This is a genomic window from Microbacterium canaveralium (genome assembly GCF_047238045.1).
Taxonomy (GTDB): domain Bacteria; phylum Actinomycetota; class Actinomycetes; order Actinomycetales; family Microbacteriaceae; genus Microbacterium.
Genome location: NZ_JBDFMA010000003.1, coordinates 508,444 through 520,347, shown reverse-complemented (window position 1 = coordinate 520,347; position 11,904 = coordinate 508,444). Strand labels below are relative to the sequence as shown.

The 11,904-nt window shown below is 72.2% G+C and carries 8 protein-coding genes; 1 reads left to right on the top strand and 7 read right to left on the bottom strand.

Going from position 1 to position 11,904, the window contains the following annotated elements:
• Positions 1-20: 20 nt before the first annotated feature.
• The 6 genes from ABC271_RS03340 to ABC271_RS03315 all read right to left on the bottom strand — a co-directional run bounded on the left by ABC271_RS03340 (position 21) and on the right by ABC271_RS03315 (position 10,540).
• On the bottom strand, positions 21-986 hold the full coding sequence (locus ABC271_RS03340; RefSeq protein ID WP_412923502.1) for an AAA family ATPase: 966 nt from the start codon (positions 984-986) through the stop codon (positions 21-23).
• A gap of 39 nt (positions 987-1,025) precedes the next feature.
• Positions 1,026-7,007, bottom strand: coding sequence for an Ig-like domain-containing protein (locus tag ABC271_RS03335; protein ID WP_412923501.1), 5,982 nt, complete (start codon positions 7,005-7,007; stop codon positions 1,026-1,028).
• Entirely contained in the window at positions 7,004-8,140 is a 1,137-nt protein-coding gene (locus tag ABC271_RS03330) for a serine/threonine-protein kinase (protein WP_412923500.1), read from the bottom strand. The genes ABC271_RS03335 and ABC271_RS03330 overlap by 4 nt, the downstream gene beginning before the upstream one ends.
• A gap of 101 nt (positions 8,141-8,241) precedes the next feature.
• A complete protein-coding gene (locus ABC271_RS03325; RefSeq protein WP_412923499.1) occupies positions 8,242-8,904 on the bottom strand; it encodes a spermidine/putrescine ABC transporter substrate-binding protein in 663 nt (220 codons plus the stop codon).
• Between the two features lie 53 nt (positions 8,905-8,957).
• Positions 8,958-9,443, bottom strand: a complete 486-nt coding sequence (locus ABC271_RS03320) for a DUF6121 family protein (protein WP_412923498.1) — start codon at positions 9,441-9,443, stop codon at positions 8,958-8,960.
• Positions 9,444-9,454: 11 nt separating this feature from the next.
• Positions 9,455-10,540: an ABC transporter gene (locus ABC271_RS03315; protein ID WP_412923497.1), complete on the bottom strand. Its 1,086-nt coding sequence runs from the start codon at positions 10,538-10,540 to the stop codon at positions 9,455-9,457.
• 127 nt (positions 10,541-10,667) lie between these two features.
• On the opposite strand from ABC271_RS03315, the gene ABC271_RS03310 reads away from it, so the two are divergent.
• Positions 10,668-11,261 carry a hypothetical protein gene (locus ABC271_RS03310; protein ID WP_412923495.1) on the top strand — a complete coding sequence of 198 codons (594 nt, stop codon included), beginning with the start codon at positions 10,668-10,670 and terminating at the stop codon, positions 11,259-11,261.
• A 7-nt stretch (positions 11,262-11,268) separates the two neighbouring features.
• Here ABC271_RS03310 and ABC271_RS03305 read toward each other — a convergent pair whose 3' ends face one another.
• Positions 11,269-11,868 carry a hypothetical protein gene (locus ABC271_RS03305; protein WP_412923493.1) on the bottom strand — a complete coding sequence of 200 codons (600 nt, stop codon included), beginning with the start codon at positions 11,866-11,868 and terminating at the stop codon, positions 11,269-11,271.
• Positions 11,869-11,904: the final 36 nt, after the last annotated feature.

The window sequence follows — 11,904 nt, the reverse complement described above, 5'->3', positions numbered from 1 at the left end:
ACCGGGGGGATGGGCACGGATCAGGCGCTCTCGCGCTGCGTGGGCGGGACGGTGTCCAGGAGCACCTGCCCCACGACGGCCTCCTGCGTCACGCCGTCGTACTCCACGTCGGGGTGCAGAATCAGCCGGTGCGACAGCACGGGGACCGCGAGCGCCTTCACGTCGTCGGGCGTCGCGTACGTGCGCCCCTGTGCCGCGGCCCGGGCACGAGTCGCCCGCGTCAGCGCCAGCGCGCCACGGATGCTGACCCCGAGGCGGACCTCGTCGGCTGAGCGGGTGGCATCCACGATCCGGGCGATGTAGTCCAGGACCAGCGCGTCGACGTACACGCTCGCCGCGAGGTCGGCCATGCCCACCAGGGCCTGCGGCGTGATGATCGGACGCAGGTCCGCGGTCGAGATCGCGGCGCCGTCGAGGATGCGGACCGTCGCTGCGTGGTCGGGGTAGCCGAGCGAGGTGCGCAGGAGGAAGCGGTCGAGCTGCGCCTCGGGAAGCCGGTAGGTACCCGCCTGCTCGACGGGGTTCTGCGTCGCCAGCACGAGGAACGGAACGCCCACCTCGCGCGAGACACCGTCGATGGTGACGCGACCTTCCTCCATGACCTCCAGCAGAGCGGACTGGGTCTTCGGGCTCGCGCGGTTGATCTCGTCCGCGAGGACGATGTTGGCGAAGATCGGTCCGGCGTGGAACTCGAAGGTGCCGACCTTCTGGTCGTAGACGGTGATGCCCGTGATGTCACCGGGGAGAAGGTCGGGGGTGAATTGGATGCGGGTGTTCGTGCCCTGGACCGATTGGGCGATCGCCCGGGCCAAGGAGGTCTTGCCCGTGCCCGGCACGTCCTCCAGCAGCACGTGACCGTCGCTCAGCATGGCCGTGAGCACGAGCTCCACGACGTGCCGTTTGCCGAGCACGGCGCGCTCGACGTTGTCGGCGATCTGCGCGAAGGTCTGGGCGTACCAGGTCGCCTGTTCCTGGGTGATCGTCATGGCGGTGGGTCTCTCTGTCAGGGGGATCGGAAGTCGGGGTCAGGGCCGGGAAGTGGAGGTGGACGTGGGCGTCGGGTCGGGTGTGCCCGGCCGGCAGGAACCCTCCGTCTCGAGCACGGCCGAGTCCAGCCCCCATCCGCGCGCCGACCAGTCGACCGTCACGCGGACGTTCTTGACCGACGTCGCCCCGATCGGCACCAGCCGAGACCCGTCGGTGGTCGGCAGCGCCGTGCCGTTCCGGTCGTAGTAGCGCACGGCATCCCAGTCGACGGTGAGGTCGGCCTGGTCGTTGGTGGAGCTGCGGGAGACGTCGAGGTTCTCGCCGCCGACGCAGGATGCCACCCGCGCGCTGGCCTGCACCTGATACGGCGCACTGCCCGACGCCGGAGCGACACGGCCGGTCTCGGACGTCGTGCCCCAGAACCGGTGCTGGAAATAGACGCCGATGTTGGGGTCGGAGCCGAAGACGGACGACCGTTCGTCGTCGAAGTTGGTGTACTTCACCTCGTTGAAGCGGGGCGGATCGTTGCCCTCGACGATCTCGGCGATCCGCCAGCGTGCGACCGGACGACCGTCCTCGGTGGCCTGGCCCGGCTTGGTGCCGACACGGAACGTGTACCCCCGCGGTGCCGCGGTGTCCTGCGCGACGCGATACTCCTGCGTGGTGCTCTTCGTCCCGTACGAGCGGCCGTCGTAGCTCGACTCCACGCAGAAGGTGAACGTGTACGCGACGCCGTCTTCCTTGCCCGGGAACTCCCGGCGCGGCCCGCCGTCGCCGACGCGGCAGTTCGTGCCCTCGACGATCCCGTACCGCAGCTCCGAGTCGGTGCCGTTCTGCCGTGCCGTGCCCTCGACGGTGACCGTGGACACGCCGTCGCCGGACGACCGCGAGGTGACGGTCATGTTCGGGTCGAGGGGGGCGCCGACACCGTGCGCCGAGAACACGAGCGCCCCGCCCTGCGCAGAGCCGCCGAGACCGGCCGGGATCTCGAATCGCGAGGACGGCGTGACGGTGATCTCGGTGCGGGCGTTGCTGCCGACCCGGAACCCGTCGATGCGGACGTCCTGCTGGTTGCGGCCGACGCTGATCGTGCGCGTCTCGCCGGCGGCGCTGCGGATCTCGAGCTTTCCCGTCTCGGCGGATTCGACGCCCCGGATGACGAGGTCGGCCACGTCGCCCTCGCCGTCGCCCGTGGCGACGGGCGTGAAGTCGGCGGACTGGGGTCGCGCGGGCGGGTCGTACGCCCAGGCCGTCGTGCGCACCGATCCGCGGGACTCACCGACGGAGTTGACCGCGGTGGCGACGTACTCGCGCTGCTCGCCGTTGGGCGCGGCGATGGCCGGACACGACCCGTCCGGACCGCACTGCGCCACGACCTCACCGCCGAAACGCACGGCGAACCCGGTGAGCGACGGGTAGGCCCGACGCGCCTCGCCCGGATCGATGCGGAGGGTCAGGGAGCCGTCGGCGTACGCCGTCTGCCGCACGCTCGCGGGAGTACGGGGGAAGCCCTGGAGGTCGAGGACGACGCGTGCGTCGCGCGTGCCGGCGGTCGACCGACCCTGCGCGTCGCGCAGCGTGACGCTCGCCGCACACGTCGCACCGGGGGCGTCGGCCGTCCACGACGCCCGGACACCGGACGCGGACGCGACCTCGAAGCTCACCCCGGCGCACGCGCTCGTCGGGCTGACGCTCACGACCTCGAGGGGCGTCCGCGGGAGCGGATTGACCTCGCCCGGCAGACCCACCGCGTCGATCGTGCAACTCGACCCGGAGGCCTGCGAGCACTGCAACGTGGTCGTGCCGCCCTGCGGAAGGGTCGAGGGCGCAGCGCCCACGCGGAGGAGAAGACGTGCGGGCGCCACCGCGTTGTGGCTGGTCACCGAGACGATCGCGGCGTTCTCGGTGCCCGGTACGGCGCGGTCCGCGCCCGTGACCGTCACGATCGAGCCGTCGAGCGCGACGGAGGAGAACGCCGACCCGGAGTACTCGAGGGCGTAGCGGATGCCCGCCCAGTCCTCACGGCCGAGCTGCCAGCTGGTCATGTTCCGCAGGTCGAAAGTGGCGGTCTCGCCGGGGCCGACGGTCAGCGACGCCGGCCGCAGCTCGGGCTGCGGTTCGCGGGCCACCACGCCGATCGGCACCGCCAGCACGGTCCAGTCCTGGGTACCGGCGATGCGGACGGGGATCTGGCACGCGTCCGTCCACGGCGACCCGGTGCCCGCGTCGTACCGCACGACTGTTCCGGTCACGCTGCAGCGTCCCTCGGCGCGTACGCCCGTGGTCGAGACGTCGGGGCCCACCTCGAGCGTCGACCGGCGTGGGACGGCGACGAGGGATGCCATGTCGAACTGGACCGACGCCAGCTCGTCGACGCGCTGGGCCGACCCCGGACGCAGCGCCAGCGTGAGATCGTCATCGCCCGGCACGCGGACGAATCCGTACGTCGTGACCTCCTGATCGCCCACCGTGCCGGTGACGGCGAAGGGGATCACGCGACGCGTCGCGGGCAGGTCGCCCGAGATGCGACGACCGTCGACGCGAACGTCGGTCGGGTCGCCCCACAGCGACACCCGCAGGTCACTCACCTCGCCGCCCGACCAGGTCGTGTGACCGTCGAGCACGTCGACGCCGGAGACGAACTGGTCGCGGTCCTCGACGGTGAGCACGGTGTCGGAGACCACCGGGTAGTCGGGAACGCTCTCCCGCACGACCTTGACGACGATCAGACCCCGACCGGTGTTGCCGGAGTCGGACTCGACGTCGTACAGGAACGACATCGTCGTGGGGGCCTCACCCGCGCGGACGACGACGCCCGTATCCGAGACGTTCTCCACGAGCGCCTCGAGACGGGTGAACTCGGGGTTCTCGCTGCCGTCGACGAGGGTCTTCGGTAGATCCGGACGGACACCGGTGAGCTTCAGACGCCCCTGCGTCGGGTCGATGTCGTTGGCGAGCGGGCTCACGCGGATGCGACTGTCGGCACCGGCCTGCACCTGGACGTAATCCGTGAAGGTGATGGGGCTGGGGTTGGCCTCGGCATCCAGGACTCCGATGCGGATCGTGCCCTCGCCCGTGGCGCCGGACGGATCGACCACCCGGTACCGGAAGGACACCTGTCCGCGGTCGCCGGGAACCGAGGAGTAGACGATCGCCGAACCGTCGGCCGAGATCGAGGCGGTCCCCCGGTCAGGCTGGTTCACGATGCGATCGAGCACGACGGCGTCACCGTCGGGATCGGCACCGAAGCTGCGGAACGGAATCGTCGTCGAGCCGCCGCTCAGGACGCGTCCCTGCAACGTCTCGGGGAGCGGCGCACGGTTGGCCTCGGGCCCGAGGACCGTGATGCGCACGGTCGCCTCGTCCCACAGCGACGGCGTCCCCGTCGTGTAGACCCGGTAGGTCACCTCGTAGGAACCGGGGGTCGTCGGGGCGAGGTAGCGCAGGACACCGCCGGACGCGAAGGCGAGGCCGTCTGGCGACGGACTGGACTGCACGGATGCCGGGTCGAGGGTGGGGCGCCCTCCGGCCGGGGACACGTCGTTGTCGAGCACGGGGATGTCGGCCTGTGCTCCCGCGCGCACCGTGACACTGTCGTCGACGGCGATCGGAGCGATCTCGGGCGCGGGCGGAAGCAGGTACACGGTGGCCTCGCCGCCGATGCTGGAGCCCTCGTCGTCCGTCCCGTCGCTGACGGTGTACGCGACGGTGCCGAGCAGACCCGGTCCGCCCCCCGACGTACTGCCCGAGACGCGGAGGTCGTTCTGACCGACCGTGTCGACGGTGAGCGACGCCCCCTCCTCGGCGGTTGCGACGACGTCGCTGAGCAGCAGGACGCGCCCTGTGGGGTTGGAGACGGCGGCGAACACGTCGAGCGTCGCGTCCTCCTGCGGCCGGACGAAGGCGACGACGGGCGCGGTCGACAGCTGCGCCGGGGCGTCTCCCGGCAGCAGCGTGATGCGCGCCGTACCGGTGGCGTCGCGTCCGGCACCGGTGACGGTGAAGTCGACGCGGTAGACCCCGGGCTGCCCGGCGGTGAAGTCGAACGTCGTCGTCCCGCCGACGACGGTCGCCGATGCCTGCGCGTCGTCGAGGACGCGCACCGACCCGATCGACACGTCACCCGCGGTGCCGGTGACGTGCGGACCGACATCGACCGTCAGCGCGGAACCGGCCGTGTCTACGACCGCGAAGGACTGCACGGCGAGCGCCGGGTCGGGCGCGACGCGGATGAGCAACGGCTTCGTGGTCTGGGCGCCGGCGGTATCGGCCACCGTCACGTCGAGCTGGACCGTCTGCTCTCCTCCGGAGCCATCGTCGGAGTGCTGATAGACGACCTCACCGGCGGGGGTCGCGGCGACGCTTCCGACGCCGCTCGGGTTCTCGACCGACAACAGGAGGAGGGGGTCGCCGTCCGGATCGACCCAGCCCGGAAGGACGGGGACCGTGATGGTGCCGCCGCGCGCGACCTCCGGCGTCGGCCAGGGCTGGAGACACTTCTCGACGCCGCACCAGACCGGGGCCGCGTTGGATCCATCCGGCGACACGGTGAGAGTGACGGTGGTCGGAGAGGAGGTGAGGCCGTCGGCGGTGGTGCCGTCGGTCACCGCATACGAGAAGGTCGCCGAACCGGTGGCACCCGGCGCGACGCGGACCGCGAGCCGCTGACCCTCGTCCGTGACCGAAAGGCTGCCGAAGCCGGGGTCGAGTCCCGTGACGCTCTCCCCCACGATGCTGAGCACGTCTTCATTGGGGTCGTGGTCGTTCAGGAGCACCGGCAAGGTGACCAGGCGTCCCGCGCGCACCCCGAAGCCGTCGGGCTCCGCGATCGGGGGCTTCGGGTCGAGGACGACGCTCACCTGCTCGTCGCTCTGGACAGCGGCCTCCTGCGTGCGGTCATCGAGCGTCCAGCTCTGACTCGAGGCCACGAGCCGGCCGTCCGGGACCGTCCACACCCAGCCGGTGCGCGTCTCGTTCAGGATGACGGCGTGGTCGGTCGCGACGAACACCGGGCGCCTCTGATCGGGCATCGTCGCCCCGCCGTAGTCGAGGCCGGTCTCGCCGGCATCCGAGCGCCAGAGGGTTCCGCGCGCCTCCCCGGGCAGGAGCCACGCCGCATAGGCGACGCCGCCGTGTTCGAGCGGCTTGGCCGGCTGACCCAGGACGTTTCCGCCCGCGCCCACCTCTCGCCGCGGTTCGCCTCCGTCGACGGGGATGCTCCACAGCGACTGCTCGTCGGCGAGATAGACGGCGTCACCGCGGGGGTCGGGGTCGCCGACGACGAGCTGCTCCGCCGTGCCGAGGTCGACGGGGTCGTGGCCGCGCACCCACACTCGCCCCGCTTCGGCGTCGACGAGCACCCACTGGTCGCCGGCGGCGCTGAGCACGGGCGTCCCGACGTCGACCTGCAGGGCGTCGCGTCCTCGCAGCTCGTCCGCCTCGATGTCGTAGCGGATGACCGAACCGTCGGCCGACGAGTAGGCGAACAGCGTGCCGCGCTCATCGACCGCCACGGCATCCGCCGTGTAGGTGCGCGCGTTCTCGTCGCCGGCGGTCCCGAACGGGTCGAGCTCGGTGACGGCCTGCCCCGCCCGGCTCAGGCGACTCGCGAAAAGCGCGCCCGTGTCCGTGCGGTAGACGACGTAGTCGCCGGCCGTGACGACCGAGGTCGTGCCGGGGGGAGTGTCCGGGGCGGACTCGAGTTGCTCGTCCTGCAGGTCGATCGGCTGCGCCTCGTCGATGCGCGTCAGCTTGCTGTAGCTGTCGGTGAAGAGGTAGGCGCCGTCGGGACCCTGAGCGACCTGACTCGGGTTGCCCGCGGTGCGCACCGTGTCGAGCTCGCCGACGGTCGTGTTCACGCGCGCGTACCGCTGCCCCTCCCCCGTCTGCAGCGCCCACACCGACGTGTCGACCTCGGGCGTCTGCTGTGCGTCGAGGCCCGGCCAGACGATGCTCGCCGTGACGACGAGCGCCGCGGCGACGACCGTGGACGCCAGCCCCGCGACGGTCCTGCGCCTCACCGGACGACCCCGGTGGCCAGCAGAGCCGCGACCACGACCGCGGCGGCGGCGACCAGAGTCGCCGCGGCGAGCGCCCACGGCAGGAAGCGGTGCGAAGAGCGCGTGGGAGCCGAGATGTCGGTGTCTTCGTCGCGGGCGAGGCCGGCGACCCCGGACGGACCGCGGAGCTTGCGCACGCCTTCGCGCTCGATGTGGGAACGCGCGGGGCCGCGCAGCGTGCCATCGGCGAAGTCGACCGCACGAGCGGTCGGCGCCCACTCGGCCGCGGGTACCTCGAGCGGGGTGGCGGGGAGTCCGAGCTCGGACTGCACGCCCTGCAGCGCCTCGCCCACCTCGCGGGCCGTGGCGTAACGGTCGGCGGGGTTGCGTGCCATCGTCCGCGCGAGCACCGCCTGCAGCGACGGCGGCACATCGGTGCGCGCGATCTCGGTGTACGACGCACGCGCGATCCGGCGGCGCAGCTGCTCCCGCGAGTTCTGTCCGCGCTCGCGCCGTTCGAAGGGGCTGTGCCCGGCCAGCAGCGAGTAGACCGTCGCCCCCAGGCTCCACACCTCGCTGGAAACCGTGCCGGCGGTCTGCTCGGCGACGACCTCGGGCGCGCTCCACGGCACGCTCATCGCGAGCATCTCATCGGCGCTCTGGCGCACGAGCGACGACGAGATACCGAAGTCCGCCAGCACGGGGGCGCCGAAGGTCGTCACGAGGATGTTGCTGGGCTTGACGTCGCGGTGCACGAGGCCGGCGTGATGCGCCGACTCCAGGGCACCCGCCATGCGAACGCCGATGGAGAGCACCTCGGCGACCGGCATCCGCTCCACCCGGTAACGCTGCGCGAGCGACCCGGGGCAGTACTCCATCACGATGTAGGGCCGGCCGTCGGCGGAGATCCCCGCCTGGTACACGGTGACGATCGACGGGTGGGCGGACAGGTGCGCGAGCACGTCGGCCTCGGCGTTGAACATGCGCAGCAGATCGGGGTCGCGCACGTCGCCGGGGAGCACCTTCACCGCGACGTCGCGGCGGGGCATGTCCTGCCCGTAGAGGAACACGTCGGCGAAACCGCCCGACCCGAGCGGTCTGATGTATGCCAGACCGGGAAGGATCGGGGGTGAGGAGGGCAGGCGCTGCGGCATCGTGCCCCCTCCCCGGAACCGGAATCCGCTGCACCTCGCGCGGACAACCCGGCAACTCTAACAAAGCCCCCCGAGTGGGCATTCGGGGCTTGTGGAGGCGCTCAGGATGCCAAAGGCCCGGGGTCGCGCGGATCGAACGGCGCGTCGAGGGAGCGGGACAGGTCGTCGAGCAACGCCGCGACCTGCGGCTCGACGTATTCGGCGACGGCCGCCTGGATACGCAGCCGGTGGTGCAGCAGCATGGCGCACACCTCGCGCCCGATCATGTTGGCGTAGTCGTCGGCGAGCCCGACCTCCTGCCGCAGTGCCGCCTTCGCGGCGTCCGACAACGGCGGCAGGGCGGGGAGCTCGGCTTCCTCTTCGGCCGCGAGACCGGTGAGCGTGAAGAGGAACGGCGCACCCGGTTCGGGCTCGGGATCCAGCGGCATCCCCTCGAACTCCGGCTCCAGTCCCTCGGCGGGACGATACGAGCGGCGGCGGTTGCGCGCGGCCTGCTGGTCGAGCTCGGTCTGCAGCATCGGAAGGTTACGGGAGGTGTACTCGGCGACGGCGTGGTCGACGATCGTCTTCACGCGCGTCGACAGCCCGTGCTGCACTCCGTGCGGCACGTCGGAGCCGAGACCCGCGGCCGAGAGCACCGGCGAACCGAAGCATCGGCGGCACGGCGCGATGCGCCCGCGATGGTGCGCCGGCTCCCATCGGGGCAGCCACGCGAGCCAGGCGTCCACCGCCTGGCCGACCTGGGTCTCGAGCGACCGCTCCACGCCCCTACGCTAGCCCGACCGAAGCCCGAGCGGGGGGATGCCACGGTCCCCGATCACTGATCGTCATCGTCGTCGCGCTCCCATCGCCAACGCGGACGGTCGCTTCGGCTGCGGACGAGGAGCACGCCGAAAGCACCGGCGAGGAGTCCCGAACCCGCGATGACGACCCCGGGCCATCCCAGCGCGACCGCACCGGCGGCCGCCAAGCCCCGGGCCGCGTCTCCCCCGGTCACGGCCGCGCCGATCGCGATGCCGAGCGTCTCCCCGACGTAGACGCCGACCGCGCACGGGACGGCGGTGAGGTATCCCGGCGGGACGGCGCGAAGGCCCCACAGCAGCACGCCGGCGAAGACGAGGAGTGCGAGGAGCATGCCCGCCACCCCCGGCAGCGGTCCGAGGCCGCGCACCGGGATGACATCGGCGTCGAAGACGAGGCTCGCCACGCCCAGGCCGCCGATGGCCAGGGCGAGGAACGTCGCCGTCGCGAAAACGACGGCGACCGGCGGGGTCACCCCCGCCGGTCGCGGCGCGTCTGTCATGGCATCCGGTCTCAGTGAGACAGGACGGGCCCGGCTTCGAGGGTGCGCTCGTACTCGCGCTGCGCCTCATCGTTGATCTCGGTGACGCGGCGTCCGCGCTTGGCGACCCACGCCCCGAACCAGATGGTCAGCTCGCGGCCGAGCACGAAGGCGACGATGGCCAGCGGCGCGAGCACGCTCTCCTGGACCACGTCCACGCCCTGGCGTGCCGTCAGCATCCAGAACGGTGCGGCGAAGAGCGCCCCGAGAAGGTAACCGCCCCAGGAGATCACCCCGACCAGGAGGCCCCAGACGACCCAGTGGCCCCAACGCCCGCGGTTGATGATCGCGCCCAGGAACCAGAAGCCCACGAAGAACGCCACCACCGGCACCCACAGGGTCCACGTGGCCAGGGCCGAGAGCGCGGCGTCCGCGAGGCCGGCCACCTGGACCGACCCCGTGAGCAGGTCGAGACCCAAGGTCGCGGCGAGGTACAGAACGGCGAAGGCCAGGGCGGCGAGCAACCCGATCGCTCCGGCCGCGCCGCGGTTGCCGCGGGGGCGGGGAGCCTCGGGGGCCTGCACGAAGATCGGCTGCGCGGCACCCACCGGACGGGTCTCGTCCCCGTAGGCGGGCGAAGCACCGTAGGCGGGCGAAGCGCCGTAAGCGGGTGACGCGGCGGTCGCCGCAGCGGCACCGGCCGCGGCCGCGGCAGCGGGTGCGGACACGTCGGAGCGGCGCTCCTCGCCCGCGGGCTCGGGGCTCGGCGCGGCCGCGGGGGTGGACGCAGCCTCGGGCTCGGCGGACGCCGCGTAGGCCGCCCACCGCGCGTCCTCATCGTCGAGGTCGACCGAGCGGTGCGTGCCCGGAGCGGAGACGGGGGTCTCGCTCTTCGGCTCGACCGGCGACGCGTCGTGCACGGTGGTCGTCGCGGCAGGCGACGGGGAGTCGCCACCGGACTCGCGCTCGTTCCACGCGGCAGCGGCCACCTCCGGGTCGACCGCGTCGCGTCGGGCCGCCTCGGCGTCGGCGAGACCCTCGTGGGCACGTCCGACGACGTCGTGCGCCTCTTCCTTGGGCTCATCGACGGGGTCGCCGTACGACTGGGGGTCGCTCATCGGGATCTCCTCACGCGCGCAGATATGGTGCGGCGCAAGGCTAACCCGCGCGGCGCCCCGCGTCGGGGAGGCGTGCCGTCGTGTGTCGGTCTCGACGTTGTCGGCGGGTCCGCCTAGGGTGGGCGGCATGACCGGTCGACCGACAGCAGCGGCTCTCGCCGCGGTGCTCGCGACCGCCGCCGTCTTCGCGCTCAGCGCATGCGCTCCCGAGCAGAGTGCCGAGCCCGCGCCCACCGCCGCCTCGCCCGCCGACTCCGCGACGCCCGGCGGAACGCCCATTCCGACCCTCACCCCCACAGTCGCGCCCGCGGCGATCCCGACCGATTGCCGTGCGATCCTGACCCCCGACGTGCAGTCGCAGCTGGGCTCCACTCCGCTGAACGATCCGGCCCTGGGCCCCTCGGGTGTGCAGTCCGACGGCTCGCTCGTGTGCATCTGGCGCGATCCCGCCGCCGACACGACGGGCCTGGTGACCCGCATCACTCGCATGGACCGCGGACCCGCGCTCGACATGCTGAACGACCTGGTCAACACTCAGGGATTCAGTTGCTACACCCCCGACGAGGGCACCCGCTGCGAAAAGACGTGGATCAACCCCACGTACCCGGTGAACGACGGTCGCACACTCTTCTGGCGCAACGACGTCCTCATCGACACCCAGTACTCCAACCTCGCACCGACGGGCTACACCGCGAGCATCATCGCCGCGATCTTCGGCTGACGCCCGCTCACTCCCCGAAGGCGCGGGATGCCACGACCGCGGCGTACCCGTCCGGCATCCATCCCGAGAAGGTCGACGACACCCACCGGTCGCCGCGCAGGTCGTGCACCTCGGTGACGTCGTCCACCGTGCGTTCGCAGTGCACGCCGTCACCGTCGGGTTCGCACGCGAAACCCTGGCCGCTCAAGGCGCCCGACACCGCCGCGGCACCGGCGGCGGAGACGGTCGCGACGCTCGTCTCGAGCCACCGCCCGGACTCTCCGCGCCAGTGACACGTGATCACCGGGGTGGGAGCGGCCGCAGCGACCGCCTCGGGCGTCGAGAGCGGTCCGGTGTGCCGCTGCGTCAGCAGAGCCTCCGGCGACCACACGAGCTCCGACCACATCGGCTGGGTGTAGAGATCGCGGCACGTCGTCGCCGGCCCGGGCACGCGCGGTGCATCGGTCCAGGGTGGGGTGGTCGACCCCGCCCTCAGCGTCTCGCCGACGAACGTCACGGCCCCGGGCAGCCCCGGGGCGGCGAGGACGGCCAGAGCCGCGACGACCGCGGCGCACAGCACGCCGACCGGCCACGCGATCCAGACACTGCGCCCCGCGACTCGAGCCATCCGTTCCTCCCCCACAACGGTAGGCGACCCACCCCC

Bases quoted from the DNA above. Each gene is read 5' to 3' on its own strand.
- ABC271_RS03310 (WP_412923495.1), top strand. From the start codon at position 10,668: ATGACCGGTCGACCGACAGCAGCGGCTCTCGCCGCGGTGCTCGCGACC.
- ABC271_RS03320 (WP_412923498.1), bottom strand. From the start codon at position 9,443: ATGACAGACGCGCCGCGACCGGCGGGGGTGACCCCGCCGGTCGCCGTC.
- ABC271_RS03305 (WP_412923493.1), bottom strand. From the start codon at position 11,868: ATGGCTCGAGTCGCGGGGCGCAGTGTCTGGATCGCGTGGCCGGTCGGC.
- ABC271_RS03330 (WP_412923500.1), bottom strand. From the start codon at position 8,140: ATGCCGCAGCGCCTGCCCTCCTCACCCCCGATCCTTCCCGGTCTGGCA.
- ABC271_RS03340 (WP_412923502.1), bottom strand. From the start codon at position 986: ATGACGATCACCCAGGAACAGGCGACCTGGTACGCCCAGACCTTCGCG.
- ABC271_RS03315 (WP_412923497.1), bottom strand. From the start codon at position 10,540: ATGAGCGACCCCCAGTCGTACGGCGACCCCGTCGATGAGCCCAAGGAA.